Source organism: Rhodopirellula sp. SH410 (genome assembly GCF_055811895.1).
Map to the genome: position 1 here is coordinate 5,917,442 of NZ_CM147949.1, position 23,049 is coordinate 5,940,490.

The following is a 23,049-nucleotide window of genomic DNA, read 5'->3' on the forward strand; positions in this document are numbered from 1 at the left end:
AGGATCGCGAGGTTACCGGCAAGTTTTCTTGACCGAAAAGCCGCGAGCAACATGGAAGTCACGATCGGTAGGTTCCAAATGAACATGACGCCGTGTCTTCGATCAACTGGAGTCGACGACAGTAAAATCAGGGTAAAAACAAAGTATGCGACCGCGGCACAGATGAAGGCGAGCAGCAACTTCGGCGATGCATTCGCTCGTCGGTCGGACGCGACCGGCTCGATGCTAGCGGGCGTCGAGTATGGATTCGGATCAGATGACATACTCAGCCAGACGTGCGAAAAATTAACCGCTCCACATCGCATAGATCGACGTGTTTCGCTAACCATGATTTCGAGACTGAGCCCGGCGATCAACCACAAATGCATGGCCCAGTAGGCCCAGAAACCCAGTAAAACCAAAGAAACCGAAAAAGCCCGACAGCCGCTGCAGGCCAAATCCATCGAGGCCCGGAACATACGCGAGGAAGCTGAGGAAGCCTAAAAATCCGATGAACATCAGTAGCGACAGCTTGATTGAGAATCGAGCGATTCGAATGGCATCTTCGTTTCTGAGCCCAAGCCGCACGGGAATGTCAAAAAGGTTCATCGCAATCGTTCTCCGCTCGTTGTCGCTACACAGGACCGGACCAAAGAAAGCGTTCGGTGTGAATGTTGCCATCCCGGATGCCAGCACGCGAACTGCCGATAGTATCCGGGGTTAGATTCTCTGAGTCAAGAAAAAGTGACTAGAGCAAATGCAGCGACCATCGAGGTAGTCTACGGTCACACAAACACCGTCAGACATCAACGCGAGAACGAAACGAGCCGCGTCAATTGCTGCTCTGAGAACGTCAGTTGTGTTCGGGTATTGAAATCCGCGAAAGTGCGTGTGGTGGATGGTGCCAACATCGACAATGAACCCGTCGTTGTCTTCGTGGACAACAATGGGGCCGAGTTTGCCGGATGCGGCCGGCAACGTAAGACGATGGCCGCGGTCCTCAGCGTAAATCCAGGCTGAGGGATCGAGCCCGAGGTCGATGCACGCGTCCAGGAACAGGTTTAGGTTGGGGGTCATGAAATTTCAGCCTGAAGCTAGTCGCCGTTGCCGACCTTTTTCGATTCATCGCAATCTTCATCCACCGGTCGACACAAAACGAAAACGGTTTCGACGCAAGTATCGTTCATGCTTGCCACGATTGCATTGAACCTCCGTGTTAAAAAGGTAGCCATGGTTCAGTGATGTGTAGTGAGCATCGTTCAAGACGCTGATGTATGGATCGAGTGAGTCTCTCACAAACAAACGAAAAAGTTTTGGAGTGTAGTTCAAAAACATCGAATCGACATTCAAAAATGAAGCGACGGAAATATCCCACAACATCCGTATGGTGGCGTACGCAGTCGTGTCAGGTCGTCGACAGGAAAGCGGAGCTATGTCGATGATGTCAGCGGAATATCGAGTAATTGCAAAGCAGAGAGGTAAGCACGTCGGGTGAATTTATTCGGCATAATTAAAAAGCGTAGGCATATACGACACTTCTCCAAACTCATTGAGTGTTTTCGTAAGTGTGTTTAGCAGTGTACTGAAGCGCTCCCAGGCGCCAGCGGGGAGCAGTTGGTACTTGAGTTTTTTCCAAAGCATTTCAATTGCATTCAGCTCTGGACTGTATGGCGGCAGATGGTAGATGTAGAGTCCTTTCTCTGCCCAGTCTTCCATGCGAGTTTGAAATGCTCCGCTCGTGTGGACTGAGGCATTGTCAAGGACCACAACAGTTGGACCGTCGATTGTTTGGCAATAATCATCGAAAATTGCAATCACCATTTCGCTGTTCACGTAGCCTTTGTGGAGATAGGTGTGGGTTTCACCGTCTTGACCCTGAAACCCAATCGCTTGAACGTTGCTGCCGTGTGCCCCGGTTACGGGTATTTCGTAGCGTCGACCGATCGGTTGCCATCCGTAGGGAACAACTCCTTTGAGCGAGAAACCCGCCTCGTCAAAGTAAACAACGTTCAAATCCGGTTCTTCGAGAAACTCGGCTAGCTCTTCCTTGGCCAATTGAAATTTCTTTTCATCCCGTTTTTGCCGCAAACTTCGACGATAACGTTTCCAACTCAGCCGAAACCGCCTCGCGTATTCTCGCAGAGTGGGTCGCTTGATTTCCTTGCCGGTTTTTTCTTTCAGCTCTTTCAGCACCTTGGCTGGTCGATTCGGGTATTTTCGAAGTAGTCGCCGGAGAGTTTGCTGCTCTGAGGCGTTGAGTATCGGCGGCGCACCGGGATGCTCGGAGTCTTCAAGTGCGTCGGGGCCGCCTTCTGAAAATCTGTCAATCCAACTGGATACCGAATCTCGATCCACGCCAAAGATATCGACAAGGGAACTTATTTCGTACTGTTGGTCGCTGAGTAAGATTGCGTGCGCACGAACTCGCGTATAGTGGCAATGATGACTTTTCCACATTTCCGTCAGTTGCTGTTTTTGCTCGACTGAGCCAATTTGTGCGAATTTTGTAGAGGGGCGTGCCATTTGAATCTCCCGGTTCGTGAAACAGGGAGAAACATGATGCTTCGCATAATCTCGACCATCGAGCATTTGCTAGCAAATCAGAAAGGATTCCCAACTCAACATGGGTGCAAAAAGCTTGCCAGTTATACCGAAATACTTACCCAGATGTGCTTAGCACCAACGAAGCGTGTATTCGGTTGATTTCGCGGATCCGGTGTCGAGTGCTTCCGCGTGGCCGAATGTGTGAATAGAGTGCCGCCTTCATTCGGTCGTTTGATTCCACCAACTGAACTGGGAACGCATCGATAATCCGAGCGTCCGTGGCCGCATTCGGGAAACTGGAAGAGTAGTGGCGTCGTAAGTCCGGGTCACGTCCGACAACAGTAAGCGACGCGTCGAATTGGCAAACGTCACCAATGACCAGCTCGATCTCGGTTGAAGTGTGATTAGCAAATCGCTTTAGTTTCAGTCGGATAGCAGCGAATTGCGATGACCGCGTAATGCGATCTGAACTTAGACCATAGAATATCGAAGCCGACCACCGTAGCTGAGGGCAAGTTACCGCGATTCATCATACCTGTTCCCCGCCGTTCTAATTGGCGCACTCCATCGCGAACGAAAGTGCCGCGATAGCTGAATTGGAGCGAAGTTCAGTAGCAATCACCGATGCCGTTCGAGCAAGTACGTCAATCGTAACGTCTTTGAACGTGATTGCAAATTGACGTACGGCGAGAGAGTTCCATGTTTCTGTCTCAGCAGTTCCGAATATTTCGTTGAATTCGTAACAGCGTATCCCGCGAGACGCATACCCGTCGGATTCTGGATGTCTTGCATGGTGAACAATTAACGACCTTACCATTTCGTTGGGCTTAGTGCCGACCCAAACTGTCCGGAACTTGCCGCCGTCAATTCGAGTGACGGGTGAATCGTTCGCCTCAGGAACCGTCCGCAACAAAGCAAAGGTCGGGATTGAACGTGACGTCAATCGTGATGTTCACTGTCTTTCCGCTGGCCATTGCGGCTTCCTTTCGCGAGCAGAATGACGAAGACGATGATCGCAAGCGGAAGTCCAAGCAAGATGAGCAAGATCGCGGCAATCACCAGAAGTTCAGACGTACCAGGGAGACCCATAGCGAAAGTTCCAGAGTTGATTGTTTTTCAGTACGACAGTCAGCGTTGTGACAGTGGAATATCGGGTTGTCGGAGATGTGCGGACAGCGGCGAAAGATTCAACCACGGCGAGAACGGCGAACAACGCCATTCCGTCATCATCGCACTGTTAACGCCGTCGGAACAGGCTACAGCGGCAATCCGAACAACACGAAGTACATGGCGGCAAACGGAAACAAACCGATCACGACCGCCGTCACGAAGCCTAGGGCGATTCCCGCTTTGATCAAGGTTTGTGACATACGGAATCTCGTTTTCAGGGAGATGGTGGCGGCGTAGTGGTTCAACGTCTCGCCGTTAGTATAGCCAAAACCGAGCATATCAAGGTCCCGTGACAATAGTAGTAAACCAGGGACGGAGCGCGTGCGATCTAATTGGGCGTGCCGAACGGTTCAAGCGACAGTCGTCATGTTGGTCGGCCATTGAAAAAGCGTCAATCGCGATAACTGTAGCGATGTGCGGGCGGCGACGATTGGTTTTCCATTGTCAAGACCGACGACTCCGCGTCTTCGGTTCATACGTTGGTTCGTCGCTTCTGCTGGGGATTCCCGTGAGGCCAAAACGGTTTCTTAAACGCGTTCTTGATTGTAAACCAAAATGAACCCACAAATCGTTCCGTTTCGACGGATTCCGGGCACTTCTCGATTCTGCAATATGCGTTTCCATCAACTGCCAGCCAATCATCTTGGGACGCGGTTTTGACGTCAATCGAAATTGTGATCATCCCATCGCGGACCGGAGCGAGATCGATCAGTTGTGCCCATTCAAAGATGGCGTCGCTTCCGGAGAAACGCCACATGGCGTTTGGCTGCTTCCATGTGAGCACACAGGAACCGATGACATCATCGTCCATGTGAGCAGTAAGTCTCGTTTGCTCTACGTAGTCATTGTTCGACGCATTGCTGGCGAGGACACCAAGTCCGAAAATCATGTACAAGCTAGAGTAATCAGCAATGACGCGATCGACGTTGACCTGCGAAAACACCCAGCCTCCGCGACCATCTGCACAAAGATTTCGATGCGGATCCCATCGTTTACTCGGAACGCTAGAGATCAGTGAAAGTTGCATCTATCTGTGGGCGAACGCCACCGATCACGCGGCGGCAACGAAAAAGTGTCACATTCGAATTCGGTCAGCGGTGCCGCCGACGTGCACTGGGTTGGTTATCTGCCGTCGCTAGTTGTCGAATGGTGATGCAGCAGGATCAGCAACCGTCATCGCAGTTGTATCGGTATCCGGCCCGATCTTGTCGAAATCAACGAACAACTTTTGCGTTGATCCGTTGCCAACGAAGTGCAGCAAAGTCTCGAACTTTCGCTTTCCACTCATTTCGACCTGAATCTTCACGGTCGACCGCGAAAATCGAAACGCCGGAGTGTGTCCGTGAAGGTTAAAAATCAAATCCCCGGTGTAGTCCAGTGTAGTAGTCAATTATCGAAATAAATTGGATCGTACAAATTCCAATAGCCGGTGAAGTATATCGCGTAAAACACAGCGTAGAACGCGACGTTTGCTACCACGATCATGGCAACGGAGTGCAGTGCAGCCATCCCCAACCCACGAATTCCGCGTGTACAAATGAGATAAATCACGAGGGAAATTGGGCAGAACAGCAGATGAAGCATGCGGAGTACCGGATGAAATGTCCGGTCGCGTAAACGAGAGTCATTTATCGCCCAAGTAGTCGCAAGAATGGCAAATACGATCGAGCACGTATAGTAAGCCGTTGCGTTGTCGTAGTGAAATACGCTGAATGCTGCAGCGAACGCAAGCAAAGCGTAGAGCGAGAGAATGAGACGAGTTTGCGTTGAGAACCGTTTGTGGACGTCATCGGCTGAGGACGGTGATTCGCTTGGAGTCGCGTACGGTTCAGCGTCAGGGTGGTTTCTGGAAGTCGTCATCGAATATTTTACGATGCAGCGTTGGATGATCGGTTGATTTCAGTCGGGCAACGGTGGAATTTACGTGGTGGCGAAAGTTGATCATCAACTTCCAAAAGCACACCACCGCCACTGGCGTGCGATTCTCTCGTTATGCGATTACAACGGGCCGAGTCTAGTATTCACTCGGCAGCTAGCGGCCGCATTTGCGCACCACGGAAAGTAAGTGTATCGCCCAGATTGCAAGTGTTCCACCAGCGAAGCCGAATGAATCGGCGAAGAACGGTAGTGTCCGGAATCGGTCTGTCACCGAACCATTTTTGTCAACGACGTCAAGCAGGCGAGGCAGGCAAAAGATCGCAATGCCGGCAATAAGCATTGAGTACAGATGCCGAGTAAGCAGCGATCGGTTGAATACCGAAGGCGAATCGCTCGCGTTGTTTGTCGAGGAGGGTTGATACGGGTTCAAGATGGGAATTCAGTCGGATGACGAGGTAACTATCCCCGGTTGGGCCAAGGACAAGAACGAGAGAAAAGCGTGACCGCCGGTTGCACCTTCGGCTGCTTCGGTGACAGGTGAGGTACTCTCGCCGATTCGACGGGGACTTATCACTGGTGCCCCCCGTCTGTCTTGGATTTAGCATGACAAGTTTAGGGTCCGATTGCAAGCAGAATCCAGCGGCACAGGTTGTGAAAGGCAAGTAGACGACCGCGTGCACGAACATCATGAAGAGAGTGAGTGATTCAACCGTCGCGTCGGTGAGACGTCAAATCCACGCTAAAAAGTTCGCCGTCTTCGCGATTAGCTGAAACCTCATTGAGCTCGGAGAAGTCTGGGCTCCATCGGTACCTTCGTGGGTCAACGCATGCGGCGTTAGAACAGAGCTTCAGGTGATACGTTGGGCATCAGTTTGGCAGCCAGTTCCGCACTCTCAGCATCCATTAGACGCTGCAGCTTCCATCTGCGTACTAAGCTTGCGGCGTTCCATTCGTCTGCGTACTTCGCCTCAACAAGTCGCCGGGCGTCTGAATCAACTCCTGCGGCGACGTTCGAGTAACCATTGGCGACAATCCCCGAGCGGCAAGCAATCGTCGTTCTGCGAGACGTTGGATCGTTGCCTGAATGTTTGAGCATCATTAGTCTCTGCCATAGGATCAGTGGGATTTTGTACATTTTGCGGCAGCACAACGTTGAGGTTAGGGATCAGGCCAAGCATCAGGGAGTTCCGAGTGAAAAACGTGAGAATCGATTTCGCTGAACAGCGTTGGCCGTCATTGGCCCCCGCGACCGGTCAGCCGTTTGGAAACGCGTTGTCGACGGTTGCGGGTTCGTCGCTTGGTTCATTGGCTTTCAGGCGATCCAAGTACTGGTAGATCATACCATTAGGGTCACCCCAGTATGCGTGCAAAGGCGAACCATCTGGCCTCGTCACGGGCGTTGGGTTCTGAGGATTTGCGGTGTCAAATGACCAGTCGATCTTGATCGTACGTCTCATCCGTCCCATGTAGTCGGGCTCCTCGGGGTGGCGTCCCCGCAAGAACAACTCAGGTTCACTTTCAATGGCGGACTGAAAGTCATCCCAGCTGTTGGGCCAGTCGTTGTTGCGGGAACGCATGTACCAAAGCAGCATGTCACCGGCATCCCACGCAGCATAAGCCTCAGGAATATGCCACCACACGTAGGCAACCCGGCCAACGAACCCGGCACAAAGGGAGAGGATGAACAGTCCAGCGATCAACCATGGCCGTTTGAAAATGTTCATGCACAGACCTCTTCATCCGATGAACTCGTTTCTCAGCGGTCGGCCCGGTGAGAAAGGAAACTATCCGCGTTCGCAAGGCTTTTCTCAGCCGCTCGTGAGATATTCTCGCTGGTGCCTGACCCCCGGTCAACAACAACGGGGAAAGCACTCCTTGAGGAAGGGACGCTGGGTGAACCAGACGGTCTGGGGCCTGCTTCTGAATGGTAGGAGTGGGCTTACCCGGGAGGGTCGCGACGAGCACATCAACGCTGCCGGAGAGATTCTTGAACCGGAGCGTCAAAATCCGGATTTTAAACTCGTTCTCGGGCATTGCCTCTGGTCGGAGGCAACAGCGCCGGTCTGGATCGCTGGCAAACCGCTCCATGTCGATTCTCGTCAAAGGAGCCCAGCGAAGCGATTGAGTTTCGGTTCAGAGTGGACAGCCATGCTGGTGAAAGAGCGGATCGAGGAAGCGAAACCGGAACTGGTGTCTATTCTCCTCAAGGACGCCGACACACCCGGCACGGTCGCTCGGCTGGAATCCCCAGGCCGCGGTTACGACAGAGGTTGTCATCACCCGAAAGCTCTATCGTGGCATCCACACCGATCAAGTTGTTCAGGATCTACTGGGCCACCAGTTCCCAGAGATGATCGATGTCCCAAGCCGCTGGCGAGACGAAGCGGTGGTGATCAGAGAAATGCCCGTTGCCACCGGAGTCGCTGGAAATAATCAGATCGGCGACATGGCGATGTCAGACTGAAAGAATCCAGCCCGTCATCAACGGGCGAAACGTTTCGAAGCTGGCTTTACTAGTGAAAGCTGGGGAGAACGTGTGAAGCAGCGTCTCGAACGAACGAGTAAGTCCATGATGGGCGGATTACCATCATTTTCCCTACGTTTTCGTGTGATGGACGAGTGTCGGGTGCGATCGCGCGGAAGGCAATCATCGGAGCAGAATTCTAAACTGGCCCTACATCGCCTCGCCGAAGCTATACAAATCCGGAGGATCTTATTTACGCATTTTGGCAATATCCTGCTCGCTAATCGACCTAGATAACCACTTCGATACCGAAACCAGACAGATTCGACCGGGTCGATGGCCGCTTTTAGGACTTAGCGACCGTCTTTGGCAGCCACTGCGAAAACACGTTCTGAACATTGTCGCCACGACTGCCAGGCGTTCGGGGCGTGCTTGTCGGTAAGTTCGGTCATGGGATCGCTGGCTGGTTCTGCATCTTCAAAGGAAAGGTCGCGAAGGTGCATGCCAGACATCCACTGCCAACTCGATCAGCATGTCTTGCTGATCATCAATGCCTTTCGCATCCCAACGGTCAAGTGACTGCACCTTTTGTTGATACGATTGATGCTGGAGGATTTTTCGATGACCTTTAACTCAACAATGCTACTTGCCGGGTAGCCTTGGCATTTCCGGCACTCGACCGGAGTCACCAATTTTCGACAACTATCGAATCTTGACTCTAGCACTTAAATTGGCGTTCACTAAACACCGCGCGTGCGGTACAATGTTAAGTGAGTAGATTTTGTATGACCGGGAACTTTAAAGGGTGTAGTCTACGTGGCATGGGAGAAGCGCCAAAGCGGTCGGAAGTACTTTTATCTTTGCCGACGCATGCCGGATGGCCGAGTTCATAAACAGTACTTGGGCAAGGGACTGCGGGCTGAGATGGAATCGCTGCGTTTGGAGTCGAAGGCTTTTCAAAAGCAAATTGACTCGCAGCTTCGAGAGAGAATTGTTGAGCTCGAGGCGATGGCAGAGGATTACGCGAGCTCAACGCGATTACTCTTGGACGCCCACCTTTATGCGACCGGATACCACAACCCAAAAAGCCGAGGATGGCGAAAGCGACGGAGCGTTCAGATGAACAAGTCTGCAGAGTGCGAGAATCAGGAGCAGGGAGACAGCGATCTGGAACCAGGTGAATGGGTTTCCGAACAAGTCACTCTGGATGAAGTGGTCCGCCGGTGTCGTAACGGTGATCAAGACGCGTTAGTCACGCTTCGCCGAGCGACGCAGGAGCATCCAGATCTTTTCAGCCAACATGGTCACATCGCAGCAAAGGTTCAAACGGAATGGATTCGCGCCCTGTCTGGCCATGATTTGTTCGAGCGAGAGGTGATGTTCAACAGGACCCGAGAGCTTCGGCAAGGATTGATCGAAGAAGGCACCGGCAGCCATCTGGAGCGACTGATGGTTGACCATGTGGTTGCCACGCATCTTGAACAGGGCTTTCATGGCCTGATAGAGGCGAGGTGCGTCGGTAAAGGCACTGAGTTGCCCAAGTTCGAGATTGAAGCGTCACAGCGTTCTGCTCGCCGCCATGAGAAGGCTCTCGCGGCTTTGACCACGATCCGTGCTCTTGCCCCGCGAATGGAGTCGCACGTGGAGCTGGTCAGGGAGGAACCCGCTGAAGAAGCGGCTTGCGAGCAATCCACATCTCATGCTTATGCTGAGAACAACCGTATGACAGCCGTTTTCGATAGGACGCGACATCCGGTTCCATTGAACTGATCAAGCCGCGGGCAGCCACTGCGACACCTGGTTTTGAGCACGCCTGGCTACGCTTCGGCCTGTCTGTCAACCGCCCTCAACACCTGGCGAATGGCCAGTGAGATTTGAATTCGCGTCTCAACAGTCCGACCGAAACCGAACTAAATGAGTTCAGAGATGCGGACGCCTTCAGAATCGGCTTAACGGTCCGAAGTGCTTGGCAGTTGCATGATCACGACACGACTATCCGCCTGGATGCACTGGCCAGAGAAGGGTTTGGCGACAGCGGCTACGATCCCGTTGCGGCGATTCTGTCGGCAGTCTGATCATCGCGAAGGCTCAAGAGTTACTTCGCGGGGAGTTGGCAAAATGACCGCATACGAAGACGAGGAAGACCGACGCGACCGCGAAGAGGATGAGCGGATTTGGCGTGAGCGAAAGCAATACCTTCAGTCGCGAGTCACGCCGGAAGACTTCGCATTCTTTCTTCACGAGCTCGAGCAGATCGAGGCAAGAGTCGTCGGCCGAGGACTCGGCGGCGATGACGACCAAGGTGAAGCAGACGTGTTTATTTTCGCGGCGATGCGGAACGTCTTCTACAGTGGGTACGTGGCAGGGCTCGACGCAACAAAACGTGATTGAGCGGGCCCAAGTCCAGGTCGGGGTTATGATCCGCAACGTCTGGCGGTTCTACGAATCACGTTCGCCGACTGGCCACCGAGAGCGAGCCGTGCGGCTATGACCCGCATCAACAAACCCAGATCCATTGGAGTCAACCTCTGAGTCCCGGCACGGAATCCGCTGATAGTATCCTCAGGCCGTTTCTGGTGATTTCCCGCCGGGCACGGACAGGACAAGAACATGCCCGCAGAACTGCACGCGTGCTCACCAAAGCGGCGGAGTTGGGTTCCTAAGGCCCATCAATCTAGCCTGCGAGCGGATCGTGAGTTGCGAGTGGGTCAGGAACCCCGTCGAAGATCGGCTGAAGCAGCTGACGGTATTCTTTTTGGGCTTCGAAGAGATGAGCCCATGGCCGGTTCGAATAATGCTTGAAGAGCAGCTTGTCGCCCTTGTGGGGAATCCCATGAGCCAGTGCAACGCTGGCGAGAACGGCACGGTTCTGGTCACTGCCAAGCCAATTGCTAAATTGATCTCGTAGCGTGCCAAAGGGAAGTCGCGGCACTGTCTTCTTGCCCTCTGCTTTGGCCACGCGATCGAGCAATCGAGACCACTCATTCCCAAACGAAGACTGGGCGTTGCGGGACGAATCGCGGTAGAGGTTCGCACCCTTGTCTGTCAGCATCATTCGCTCAGCGGATTTCAGCTTTCGATCTAGGCGTCGTTCAAGGTCAGCTTTCCACCACTGAATCAAGCCTACGGTTTCTGGCCACAACCACCACCAGCCAACAACGTCAGTTTTGGGTCGTAGAAGACCACACCAGGAGTCATTGTGGTTGCTGGCAATTTCGAGGCCTTCTTTCGTCCATGGGTGCGGCTGCTTTAAAAACAGGTCTTCCCACTCGACTCGTCCGATCTCTGCCGCACCATGCGAACAATTCAGGCACCACACCATTTTCAGTCGCTGGGCGGGCAATGCGTGCTTGTAAAGTAGCTTGAGGTGCTCGACGTTGAACGTCTTGATGTCGATGTCTTGGATGGAACGTCGATCGGAGGGCAATCGCTTGACTTTGTTTTCGATCAGGTCGAAGTCTTGAGGCCGCCTCCAGGCAAACTTGTCGCTCGTGTGCAGCCACTTGAAGAAGCGATTGAGTTCGCCGATATGGCTGGAGCAATGTTTGAGCGAAAGCGGTTCTTCTGTCCGCAGGTTCAGCGGACGGTTTCTCCAGAAGTCGTAGATCTCCTGGCATCGGGTGAAATCCAACATTGCCAGAGGCACATCGGGCTGTCGTTTCTCGAAGTTCTCAATCAGACCGAGCATGTGGTGGCCGCTACCATCGAACTGTCCGCCTTTGGTGAAATCGTCCGTGCGTTTCTTTGTGTAGTCCCGAATCGCCTCATGGAATGATCCAGCGATGAGCGGAACGTTTTCCGCTGGTGGCCTTTGCGAGCGGATCTTTGCAGTCGTAGCGATTGCTTCCCTCGCTGATTGATCGTGGAACCGGGCGGTTTCATCAATGTGATGTTGTGGCATTGTCCACGGCACCGACGGGTACGCTTCCGTCAATCGGTTGAGCAATTTGAAAGCGTCCTGCCATCGGAGTTCAGCGATCGTCCGTGGATGCGATTCGCTGGGCCCCGAAAACACGTGGGCAAAGTGCCCGAATCGGTAATCGAGGAGTTCGTTGTGGAAGATGGAGCTCAGTAATTTCGAGATTGGTGGCAAGGGCACCGGCTGAACGCCCTGCTTTATCTGATCGGCAATCCAAAGTGCGAGCGGCGACCATTGGGCTGCATCATCGCCGGTCGTCACGGCACCGCTTCGCCCGCTGCTGCCAAAAGGGGGCCATGTGCCAGACGATGCCGTTTGCGCACTTTCGTGCTGAGCCTCAGCGACGGACGTTTGCCGCTTCATGAATCGCTTCGCCTGTTCCTCCACGATAAATTCCGGTACGCCTGACAATTCAGCCGGATCGACGAAGAGCTGGCTGTGGCAGAAGCGTTCGTGGTCATCCCAGAGCGCTCTGAGGCGCGTGATCCGAGTCTCGACTTCCTGAGATGCGAGGCCACGAGGGAACCGCCATCGCTTCCCTTGGAGAGAGAATCGCTCCCCTTTGACCTCGGTGTTTCGACCTGATTTCTGGCGACTGTGACGTCGCGTGATTTTCCCGTTGGGCTGGTTGATGATGACCTCCGAGGACCTATCCACTAGCGTCTAATTGGACCCAGAGATCCGCCTAATTGGACCTCTAATTGGACCCATTGAACGCTGGAGAGCCTCGGAAATCAATGGAGTTGCCGTAAGTCCATGAAAAAGGCCAACTTACGATCGCTCGCAAATTGGCCTAAGTGGAGGCGGGGAGGATTGAACTCCCGTCCCGCGACACATCCACGACACCGTCTACATGTGTAGTCAGGCTATTTGTACTCTTGCGAGCGATTCGCTTCACGAGGCGCTGCCTAACAGGCTCCCCGATTGGCTAACTCAAATCAAATTTAGCCGACCGCGTCTTGAGTAAGACGATCAGCGATCCAGAATTGTGACGGACATTCGGGCGACTCTGGCGATCCCCCTCAGTCCGCGCTACCTGTTCTTAGGCGGCGAGTGCAAAGTTTTCTTCTGCAACTAAAATTTTTGATCAGATTTTTACGTGGCCTTCTGATCAACCACGACACGCAGGCATTCGCTTCTTGATATCCGGTCGATTCCAAGTCGCCCCCAGGTACCTGGGATGACGCAAAACGGGCATTTCTGTCCCGCCACGCGTCAATCTTCATTCTATCAGACGCAGCGGCGGAGCAAAAGGTTCGTGGGCATTTTCGTCTTTGGGCACGATTGTTTCAAGCGACAGGACCGACCTCGGACGGGATCACGATCCTATCCGGGGCAGCTAAAAACAGGATGCTCGCCTGTCGGCATGGAAAACAATAGGCTTCTCAAGCGTTCGCAAACATGGATAATTGTGGCAACAATCCATCGAACAGATCGGCAAATGACCCATGAGCAATTTACCTAACTGCCCTCAATGTGACGGCGAGTATACCTATGAAGACGGGCCACTCCTCGTGTGCCCGACCTGCGCCCACGAGTGGTCGCCAGCGGCGGAGGAAGCGGCCGCTGAAGAAGACGCGACCCGTGATGCCAATGGCAACACGCTCGAAAACGGTGACGCTGTCATCGTCATCAAGGACTTGAAGTTCAATGGCGGTGTTGTCAAAGGTGGCACCAAGGTGAAGAACATCCGTATCGTCGACGGGGATCACGATATCGACTGCAAAATCGACGGCATTGGAGCGATGTCGTTAAAGTCTGAGTTCGTCAAGAAGGCGTGATCTAAGTTCCTTCAACCAAGTCTTTCCGCTTCGCCACGCGGGCATCGCCCCCGGACAAACATCTCACTGCCCACGCGTCCGCGAAACGCGGCCCGTTGGGCACCCCGGTCCAGCGAGTTAGGAACGAGCGGAAAATAAGTGGCCGAACGCTCCGCACATCGGAATGGTCGACCGCGGAGCGTTCGACCACAATTTCAGGCTGCTCGGCCGCTACCCAACCGGGCCCGGGCTGAGTTCCAACCCCAAGCGACCTCACGCGAGACTTCGCTAGAGCGATCGGCGGCTGTTCGGTTCCGCCCACCCCTCCAAACACGGGCCTGGGTCCGTGTCATCGCCCATGCCGGCCGACCGTCACTGTCGGGCCAGCAGGACCAGCACGCATGCGCCGTCGTCGATGACGTTGATACCCGCTTGGCGTGCGCTCTCGCTGGCTTGGTCGTCTTCGGCTCCGGGTTGCATCCAGATGTTCTTCACGCCGGCGGCGATCGCGTCAGCGACAACTTGGCGGGTCACGTCCGGTGGCGTGATGATCGACAGCGATTCGGGGATAACGGGAAGGTCGGCGATTTTCGGATACGCCTTGTGGCCGTCGATCTCCTCGGTGATCGGGTTGAGTGGGTAGGTCTCGCGCCCCGACACGATCAGGGCTTGGAAGACCTTGTATCCATACTTGTGGGTGCGGGCGGAGGCTCCGGCGACGGCGTAGGTTTGGGCGGCAAGAAATTGATCGACTGAGTTCATGGTGGCGAAGATCCGTTCAGTTTGGGGGGCGTTGGGTGGTCGTGAATTGCGGTCTCGAGGATCTCTGTATGGGCGGAAGCAAGATTTCATGCGAACCAGCGAAATATCAAAGCGTCGGTCTCTGCGAGCTCGGATTCCCACCAACGGACCGCATCGGTGCCGCTGCGCCGGGCCCAGACGCGGGGAGGGCGAAACTCGCTCGCCTGCCTCCCATTTTCTCTGTGCTATTCGGTGACGATCATGGTTCCGTTCATGACCATCCAGTGACCGGGAAACGTGCACAGGAACGGATACCGACCGGGCGTCGTTGGCGCGACAAAGTAGATCGTCTCTTCTTGCCCGGCAGTCACGATGTCCGTGTGGGCGAGGATCCGATCCGAGCGTGGGATGTATTGCCGAGCGAAGGCATGCGGATCTGCGATCATCTGGTTGCCAAGCTCACCGATGTGTCGCAGCGCACCTCGCTCAGCGAGCACCCAGTTATGGGGAACCACATCGGGATTCGAGAGCGTCAGGGCCAGCGGTTCGTCGGCACGGACAGTGAATTCGCGGGTGACGTAACTGAGATTGCTGCCGGTTTCGATTTTTACTTGGCGAGCGTTGGCAATTTTCCGATGCCATGGATTGGGGGTGCGCTGGGTCATCGACGCCAAGTCGACGAGCAGCGGATGCGCTGCAATTTGCTTTTCGTGGTGTTGATAGCCTTCGAAATCGGTGAAGGGTTTATCGAGTTGATGGATCGTGACGAAGAGGTCGTGGTCACCGCCAGCGGGATTGCAGGAAAACGATTCGTGAAGATTGACGTGCATTCGCAAATGCAATTGGTTGACCGGCTGCAGTTGAGGGATTTCGAGAAACAGCGAACGACCATCATCCAGGACGTGGGCCGATTGAATGCGCAGGGGATCGTGGCCCGCCGTTCCCGGGTGCGTGCTCGAATACTCGGGTGATCCGTACCCGCCGCTGTAGCGATAGTTCCAGCACTGTGCAAAATGCTGTGCCGGGTCCGCGGCAACGGGGGCATCAAGAGGCTCCGCAAACGCGATGCGGATCCCGTTCTCATGAGCGTGGAACCCGACGGGCAATTGCACGGCGTCACCGGTAAAGCGAACCCGTTGGAAGCAACCATCGTCGCGGGTGTACGATCCCCATCCGGACATTCCGGAGACATACAACTGCCCATCGAGCGGATGGAAGCGACCGCGATGCACGCCCGACAAAAAATCGCCGGCCAGTGGGATCACCGCGCCTTGAAGTTGACCGTTGACCTCGTCGCGAAGCACGCCAAACCACGCGCCGGCGCCGAATGAAAAATGCAACAACTGGTCCGCCAGGGGGCCGAACGAGTCGCTGTCCACGTGGACTTGGCCGCCGCTCGAGTTATCGAGCCCGCGCGGCAGGAACACCAGCGGCAATTCGGGCGGCTCGCCATTGCGTGGACCGCCGTATCCGTGATGAGGGGGACGATCAGCGGCCTGCGAAGGGTCAGACTCGACGACATGGATCGCCGACGCGGGTGTCCATCCGCCTTCGGAAACGGGCACCGTGAGCGTCCCGTTGGGCAACATCCCGACGCCGTCGGGGTTACGGAAACCGGTGGCGATCACCGTTGCGGTCTGCCCATCGGGCGAAATACGCACCACGCCTTGATTGCCCGACGCGGTGTAGAAACGACCTTGTTCGTCGCGTTGCAAACCACAGATGAAATCGTGCCCGGCGGGCGAGGTGATCATCGCGTTGCTAAAGCACTCATAGAAATCGGCTTCACCGTCGTCGTTCAGATCCGTCAGCCGCGTCAATTGATCGCGGCATTGAACGTAGACCTGCCCCTCGGCCACCACCAACCCCAGTGCATGATGCAGCCCCGCTGCAAACCGCGTCCAACGCGCCACACCCAGTTGCGTCTCGCCCGCCAAATCCGTATTGGAATTCAACCCACTGACTCGCCACACGTCTCCCTGCATCGTACAGACGAAGGCAGTCCCGTCGTCGAGGAAGTCGTGCCCTCCACAGAAGACAAGTGCATTCCAGGGGTTTTCATAGGGCAACTCGATCGTATCGATTGCATAGGGTCGCTGAGTGCCAGGGATGATCTCCGTTTCAATCACTTCGGGCCATTGTCGCTGTCCCCCTGCGGTCATCCGCCGCAGGGGATGTTCCTCCGCGGGTGCGACCTCACGAACAAACTCGCCGTCATCCACCCAGGCCGAATCGAGATACTTCACTTCGCCGATCGTGTACGAAAAAACGATTCGTTTGCCACTTCGATAAAAGCCATGGTAGTGAAAGGGACCATCGATCGTCTTTCCCGCCGGCACCGAAATCAGTGTTCCAGCGGGCCGCAATCCACCGAGAAACCCCTCGCGAACGGAACTGAACTTGACGAAACCGCCGGTCCAAACGGCATCGAAGGACAGGGTCTCCGGGTTGAAACAGGCTGACATTTCGCCCTCGTCCCCGAGACGAACACACACGCCGCGGGGCACCGTGATCCCGCCGTCGGCTCGAAACACTCCGGCTTGCAGTGAACCGAGTTGTGTCGCGTTCCAGCGATCGTCGGCCCAATCCGCTTCACTCTGGTTACCCCAGTGTCCTTGCTCGCCACCATCAAGTCCCGGGTAGGCACCGATCAGCATCGGCAGATGCGTTTGTTGACGAAAATACTCGGCTTGTTTTGTATAGAAGTCATACACACGGTCTCGATTCACCCGCTGCGTCGCATGCGGCCAATTCGCGGGCTGCAGTGGCGCGTTGGTCAGCGGGAACTCCATCGGGCCGTGCATCTGGCTGTGAGCGATGACCTGCTGAAGTGATTCGGATAGCGGCTGCCCGTCACGTCCTAACTCGCCCAAGAATCGAATCAGGTCCAGTTGCTGTTGCGGTGACATCGCGGCGGTCAATCCATCGGGCATCACCGACCCCGCAGCCATCTCCTCTTCGATCTCGTCTTTCGCCACGATGATCAACTTGTCCGATGAGGGATCTCGGACCACCAACGACTCGTCGTTCGAGCGATGTTGGAACCCCGTCACGATGTCGCCATCGGTCGTCAAAATCTTCCAGGTCATGTACTCGGGTGCCACCTCTCGATGAGGCCAGAGGATCGACTCGACGATCTGATTCAACGTGCGATCCTTCGCGATCACGGACAAGTCTGGGCCGATCGTTCCGCCTTGCATTCCGACCTTGTGGCATGACAGGCAGGCTAGTTTCGCATCGGCAAAGACACTCGCGCCTCGCATCGCGTCGCCCGAGAGTTGCGTTTGGTGGACGAGTCTGGCAACCTCCGCTGGATCGTATGGCAGTTCCGTTTGACCGATGCTCTCTTGCATCTCGGCACTCTCAACGGGACGTTCAGTGGGATCACTCGCAGGGAGCGTCCCCGCCCCGCTCTCGCTCTCGAAGTTCCACAACTTCAGCGTCGACGCATCGTCGGTCACCTCGACCACCGCCTCGCCCGAGATCTCACGCACTCCTTGGGAAATACGCAGCCAATGGATCTCCCCGTCGCATGTAAAACGACCCTCGACGAGTCGCCCGATGCCAAGGGGGCCGGGGACGCTCACCCGTCCGTCAGTGGCAACCATTTGCTGGTCGGCAACCTGTTTCCCATCCACGTAGAGGCGGACGCGATGTTGCTCGTAGATCATCGACAGCGTGTGCGGTTTCCCGTCGCAAATCATCTCGTTGGAACGCACGTGATCAGGAACCCTGCCGGGCAGGTAGGCCGTCAACCGACCATTGCCACTCATTGAGAACAGCTCCCAGTGATCGGTAGACCTTTTGGAATCACTCGCCACTAAAATATTAAAGCGATCGCTTCGCCGGATGGTCGCGCGGACTTCGACGGTGATCGGTGGCGTACGATACGCGTCCGAGCCCGGGAAGAGGCGTCCGGAAGATGCTTCGTCGGACAGGTCCGGTGCCGCGGAGGGTTGCGGTGTGGGTGGGAGCGGACCTCCGCTGCCGCGTGTTTCGAGTTCCTTGCGAATCCAAGCTAACCCATCGCGATTCTCGATCAGTGATTGGCGAGCATCGAGGTTGTCGCGGTGGTCGAGAATCCCGATCGGGCCATCATAACCGCTTTCAATCACCACCCGAATCATCTCCAATTCGTGTGCCCCTTTGCCAATGCCGAGAATCTTAGGTTGCTCGTTCGGGTTCATCCCGTTCAGATTCAAGCAGAGCAAAAACGGCTTCATCAGCGCGAACGATGCGGCCCAGTCCGCGATGTGTGAGTGCGCATGATGGAAATTGTAAACAATGCCAACGTGATCTTGGCCGAGCTCATGCAAACGTTGACACACCGCAACCAGATTCCGCGGTTCCCCGCCCCAGCCGCCGTGATTGTAGAGCCCCAGGGACGATCCCATCGCCGCGGTGCGCCGCGCCAGCGGAAGCATCTGTTGCGCCGCGGCTTCGACCTTGGCTGCCTCGGTGTCTCCGTCGCCCTCCCGAAGCGTTTGCCAGATTTGAGGGTGCAGATGATATTTCGCAAACAACTGGAACGCTTCTTCGTGCACTCCCCAGAACGCGAAAAACTCAATCCCTTGCTGCTGGTACGCTTGGATTTCCTGCTCGAACTCCGGCACATGTTGAGCACGCCAGTCGTACGCCGAACGAGTGATGCCAAGTTCCTTCAACATCGCCGCCCGCTCCGCCGGTGAGCGATGTTTCGCGTCGAAGGGAACGATGCACCAAGCCACCAGGTGATGGCGGTCGAGCACCTCGGTGCCATCTGCGGCACTGACCGGCGTCGTTCGTTGACTCACAACGCCAGAAACAAGCATGCCCAGCACACAGAGGGCGATTGCCTTGCGCACGATTGGTTTGTCGATCACAGAAAATAATTCGTTCGTTGGTGGGGTGGGCGGATGCAGTTTGAACGCTCGATGACCCGAATTGGGTCGCCTTGGACGGCCGACGTCCCTGAACAGGTGGCCTCGGACCCGCGGGAGCAGGCCCTCATCGTAACGAACGGACTCACCCGGCAAACGACCCTTGGCATCGGTGGCTCGCTTCGCCACGTAGGGGCTCGACCATTTTAATCGGAGTCGGGGATGCGACCGAGAGCCCTTTGACGTGAAATCCCGTTCCCCCAACGCGTGCGCGGCCGCAGGGCGGGAAGGGCCCCCGAAATCCGAGGGAAACGTCGAAACCGCGTCGCTTGCCGTGGGGTCGTTCACACGCTCGCGTCCGGTTGCATAGCGTCCGGTTGCTCAGCGTCCCGTTGTTCAGCGTCCGGTTGTTCAGCGTCCGGTTGTTCAGCGTCTTGGTACAGGATCCAGTACGCGGCGGGAATCACAATCAAGGTGAAAAAGGTGGAGGTCACGATCCCAAAGATGATCGCCCAGGCGAGTCCAGAGAAAACCGGGTCAAGCGTGATGACCCAGTTGGCCAGCAACGTCGTGCCGGCGGTGAGGAGGATCGGTCGCGTGCGGATCGCGACGCTGCGAATGATCGACTCTCGGAGATCGAAACCTTCCGATTGGGCCAAATGAATGAAGTCGATCAAGACGACCGAATTCCGCACGACGATTCCCGCCAGCGCGATCATGCCGATCATCGCGGTGGCGGTGATGAAGACGGGGTTGGGATGCCCGCCGACGGGATGGTTCATGATCGCGTTGAGCCCCCAGAACCCTGGCATGATCCCGATCATCGAGAGTGGAATCGCGGACATGATCAGGAGCGGCAGCGTTCGTGAACCGGTTTGGAACATCAGCACCACAAAGATGCCCAGCAGTGCCGCTCCAAAGGCGAGTCCAAGATCACGAAAGACATCCAACGTGATGTCCCACTCGCCCTCGCCCGCCCACTCAACGCGGTAGCCGGCCGGGACGCTCCACGCAATGCCACCCCCCAGCGACAGCCACGAGCGATCCCTGAGATTGCGGCCAGACGTTTCGTGTGCGGGATCTGTCCGGCCGACTGCGGCACCTGCGGCCGCAGGGGTCTGATCCGATTGCACATCGACGATCGCATCGGCCGGCGGTCGGCCAGCGACTTCCGCATAGACATAGACCACGCGTTGAAGATTTTTGTGATAGATCGACTTGTCCTCAATCGTCTCGCGAAAGCTACCGAGCGCCCCTAACTGCACCATTTGGCCGCCTTCACCTTGGACGTACACCTCTTCCAAGTCATCCAACGCCGAGCGACTCGCCCGTGGCAGACGCAACTCGATCCACAATGGGTTGACTTCGCCGGGCAAGTGAAGCACCGTTGCCTTGTGCCCGCTCAACGCCGTGCGCACGGTGTCTGCAATCGTCTGAGTTGAGATGCCCGACAGCGCCGCCTTGGGCTTATCCGTTTCAAACACGTAACGCACTTGATCGTCTTCGGCGCTGACGTCCAAATCCACCACGCCCGGCTCATGGCTCAGTCTTTCCAGCACCGCGCGTGCCGCGCCGATTTGCGTGGCGTAGTTCCCCTCTGGTGGCCCATAGACTTCCGCCGTGATCGTCGCCAACACGGGGGGCCCCGGCGGAACTTCGACGAGCTTGATATTCGCCCCCATCGACTCGGCGAGCGCGGTGATCTCGTCGCGAATGCGCAGCAGGATCTCGTGGGATTGTTGGACGCGCTGTTCCTTCGCCAACAAATTCACACGAATGTCAGCGACATGGGTGCCCTCCCTCAGGAAGTAATGTCGAACCAGCCCGTTGAAATCCATCGGCGAAGATTTGCCAACGGTGATTTCGTAGTCCTTCACCTCCGCCAAACCGCCCAAGTACGCGCCCAGCCGCCGCGACACCACATCGGTCCGCTCCAGCGTCGTCCCCTCAGGCATGTCGACGACAATTTGAAACTCGTTCTTGTTGTCGTAAGGCAACATCTTCACGGGCACCCATCGCATGACGGGCGGGATCAACGAGGCGAAGAACAGAGCGGTCACCAGCAGCAACACACTCCACGCGGCCAGTCGGCCGCGTAAGATCGGCGTCAACGACCAACGGGATAGACGATACAGTGGGTTCTTCGTCAAATCGTAGGAGCTTTCTTCGCCCGCGGATGCATTGATCTGTTTCAATGACACCATCGCCAGCCAGGGCGTGATCAGGAACGCCACCATCGTCGACACGGCCACGGTGAGTGGCACGTTGAGCGCCATCGGTGCCATGTAAGGCCCCATCATCCCCGTGATGAATGCCAAGGGCAGGAAACTGACGATGATCGCCAGGGTCGATAGGATCAGGGCGGGCCGCACTTCCTGAACGGCGCGCAGCACAGACTGCCGCGGCGACAAAACCTTCGTCGTGAAGTAGCGGGCGATATTCTCGACGTCGGTGATCGGGTCGTCGACGAGCAAACCAAGCGACAGGATCAACGCAAACATCGTCACCCGGTTGATGGAGTAGCCGACCATCAAATTGATGAACAAGGTCAGGCTATAGCAAACCGGAATGGCGAGCGCGATCACCAGCGCCGGACGCCAACCCATGGTCACACCGATTAGCCCGACGACGGTCAACACGGCTACGACAAGCCCTTCGATCAGTTCGTTGACTTTTTCGTTGGCCGTCTCGCCGTAGTCGCGAGTGATCCGGAAATGCACGCCGTCGGGTAAGTGTGACGCGGTCAGTTCGCTGAGTTTGGCATCGACGGCCTGGGCGACGTTGACCGCGTTGGCCCCTTTTCGTTTGGCGACGGAAATTTGAACCGCAGGGTACACGTCTGTCTTGTTTCCATGCTCGTCGTCCGCCGCTCCAAACCCGATCCAGCTATAACTGTCAGGTTCGGCTGGCCCGTCCACAACCGTGGCAACGTTCTTCAGGTACACCGGCCGGCCACCGGCGACGTTGACGACAATCTCTTTCAAGTCGTCGACACTTTGGATGAAGGTGCCTGTTTCGACATTGAACTGCGTGTTCTGCTGTTCGAAGCTTCCGTTACGAGCGGTCACATTGCTGACTTGAAGCGCCCGTGAGACTTGCAAGGGCGAGGTCGCATGCGCGGCCAAACGCTGGGTGTCGAGATTGACTGTGATCCGCCGCGGGCGACCGCCAACGATTTCGACTCGATTCGTATTCTCGATACCCTGCAATTCATGCTGGACCTCTTCGGCAATCCGCCGCAATGAGTGGTCGCCATATCGCTGTGGCTGGTCCGACCACAATGTCGCGATCACGATCGGGACATCGTCGACCTCGATCGGTTTGACGACCCACGACTCGACGACGGGAGGAATCAAATCCACGGAGGAATTGATTTTGTTGTAGATCTTAACGAGCGAATCCTCGCGATCTTCGCCAACATAGAATCGCACCGTGACGACGCTCTGCCCCGGTCGGGACGTGGAGTACACGAATTCGACACCGTCGATCTGGTACAGCAGATTTTCAAGTCGATCGGTAACTTGACGTTCCACCTCCTCTGCCGACAAGCCGGGTGCCGAAGCGAACACATCGGCCATCGGCACCACGATTTGTGGTTCTTCCTCGCGCGGCGTCAGTACCAGCGCTGCCGCCCCGAGCATCAGCGATACGAGTACCAGCAGCACCGCGACGTCGCCTCGCAAGAAGACTTCGACGATTCGCGTCATGAGGGGAACGACAGGTTCGTCTTGCTCA

Annotated in this window: 16 protein-coding genes and 1 other RNA gene; 3 read left to right on the forward strand and 14 right to left on the reverse strand. The window is 55.9% G+C overall.

Annotated features, from left to right (window positions below; genetic code table 11):
• Positions 1–321 precede the first annotated feature (321 nt).
• The 9 genes from SH410x_RS21830 to SH410x_RS21870 form a co-directional block, all read right to left on the reverse strand.
• A complete protein-coding gene (locus SH410x_RS21830) occupies positions 322–588 on the reverse strand; it encodes a hypothetical protein (RefSeq protein WP_473670717.1) in 267 nt (88 codons plus the stop codon).
• Positions 589–699: 111 nt separating this feature from the next.
• The gene (locus SH410x_RS21835; protein ID WP_473670719.1) at positions 700–1,056 is read right to left on the reverse strand and encodes a hypothetical protein; all 357 of its coding nucleotides are present in this window, start codon (positions 1,054–1,056) and stop codon (positions 700–702) included.
• A 420-nt stretch (positions 1,057–1,476) separates the two neighbouring features.
• The gene (locus SH410x_RS21840; protein ID WP_473668492.1) at positions 1,477–2,568 is read right to left on the reverse strand and encodes an IS630 family transposase; all 1,092 of its coding nucleotides are present in this window, start codon (positions 2,566–2,568) and stop codon (positions 1,477–1,479) included.
• 894 nt (positions 2,569–3,462) lie between these two features.
• Positions 3,463–3,612, reverse strand: coding sequence for a hypothetical protein (locus SH410x_RS21845; RefSeq protein WP_473670721.1), 150 nt, complete (start codon positions 3,610–3,612; stop codon positions 3,463–3,465).
• 553 nt (positions 3,613–4,165) lie between these two features.
• Complete coding sequence (locus SH410x_RS21850; protein WP_473670723.1) at positions 4,166–4,504, reverse strand: hypothetical protein; 339 nt, start codon at positions 4,502–4,504, stop codon at positions 4,166–4,168.
• A gap of 324 nt (positions 4,505–4,828) precedes the next feature.
• On the reverse strand, positions 4,829–5,083 hold the full coding sequence (locus tag SH410x_RS21855) for a hypothetical protein (RefSeq protein ID WP_473670725.1): 255 nt from the start codon (positions 5,081–5,083) through the stop codon (positions 4,829–4,831).
• Positions 5,080–5,553, reverse strand: a complete 474-nt coding sequence (locus SH410x_RS21860) for a hypothetical protein (protein ID WP_473670726.1) — start codon at positions 5,551–5,553, stop codon at positions 5,080–5,082. The genes SH410x_RS21855 and SH410x_RS21860 overlap by 4 nt, the downstream gene beginning before the upstream one ends.
• Before the next feature lie 853 nt (positions 5,554–6,406).
• Positions 6,407–6,667 carry a hypothetical protein gene (locus SH410x_RS21865; protein ID WP_473670728.1) on the reverse strand — a complete coding sequence of 87 codons (261 nt, stop codon included), beginning with the start codon at positions 6,665–6,667 and terminating at the stop codon, positions 6,407–6,409.
• 157 nt (positions 6,668–6,824) lie between these two features.
• Positions 6,825–7,295 carry a hypothetical protein gene (locus SH410x_RS21870; RefSeq protein WP_473670729.1) on the reverse strand — a complete coding sequence of 157 codons (471 nt, stop codon included), beginning with the start codon at positions 7,293–7,295 and terminating at the stop codon, positions 6,825–6,827.
• 1,610 nt (positions 7,296–8,905) lie between these two features.
• Between SH410x_RS21870 and SH410x_RS21875 the strand changes: the two genes are divergently transcribed.
• Both SH410x_RS21875 and SH410x_RS21880 read left to right on the forward strand, forming a co-directional pair.
• Positions 8,906–9,805, forward strand: a complete 900-nt coding sequence (locus SH410x_RS21875; protein ID WP_473670730.1) for a hypothetical protein — start codon at positions 8,906–8,908, stop codon at positions 9,803–9,805.
• Between the two features lie 348 nt (positions 9,806–10,153).
• A complete protein-coding gene (locus SH410x_RS21880) occupies positions 10,154–10,426 on the forward strand; it encodes a hypothetical protein (protein WP_473670732.1) in 273 nt (90 codons plus the stop codon).
• Between the two features lie 283 nt (positions 10,427–10,709).
• Here the strand turns inward: SH410x_RS21880 and SH410x_RS21885 are convergent, their stop codons facing one another.
• Complete coding sequence (locus SH410x_RS21885; protein ID WP_473670734.1) at positions 10,710–12,611, reverse strand: hypothetical protein; 1,902 nt, start codon at positions 12,609–12,611, stop codon at positions 10,710–10,712.
• Positions 12,612–12,749: 138 nt separating this feature from the next.
• Positions 12,750–13,123: a transfer-messenger RNA gene (gene ssrA / locus SH410x_RS21890) on the reverse strand.
• Positions 13,124–13,402: 279 nt separating this feature from the next.
• Between ssrA and SH410x_RS21895 the strand changes: the two genes are divergently transcribed.
• Complete coding sequence (locus SH410x_RS21895; protein ID WP_473670736.1) at positions 13,403–13,735, forward strand: zinc ribbon domain-containing protein YjdM; 333 nt, start codon at positions 13,403–13,405, stop codon at positions 13,733–13,735.
• 351 nt (positions 13,736–14,086) lie between these two features.
• On the opposite strand, the gene SH410x_RS21900 is transcribed toward SH410x_RS21895, so the two are convergent.
• The 3 genes from SH410x_RS21900 to SH410x_RS21910 all read right to left on the reverse strand — a co-directional run bounded on the left by SH410x_RS21900 (position 14,087) and on the right by SH410x_RS21910 (position 23,021).
• On the reverse strand, positions 14,087–14,476 hold the full coding sequence (locus tag SH410x_RS21900) for a CoA-binding protein (protein WP_473670737.1): 390 nt from the start codon (positions 14,474–14,476) through the stop codon (positions 14,087–14,089).
• 224 nt (positions 14,477–14,700) lie between these two features.
• A complete protein-coding gene (locus SH410x_RS21905) occupies positions 14,701–19,317 on the reverse strand; it encodes a DUF6797 domain-containing protein (protein WP_473670739.1) in 4,617 nt (1,538 codons plus the stop codon).
• A 341-nt stretch (positions 19,318–19,658) separates the two neighbouring features.
• Entirely contained in the window at positions 19,659–23,021 is a 3,363-nt protein-coding gene (locus SH410x_RS21910) for an efflux RND transporter permease subunit (RefSeq protein WP_473670740.1), read from the reverse strand.
• Positions 23,022–23,049 lie beyond the last annotated feature (28 nt).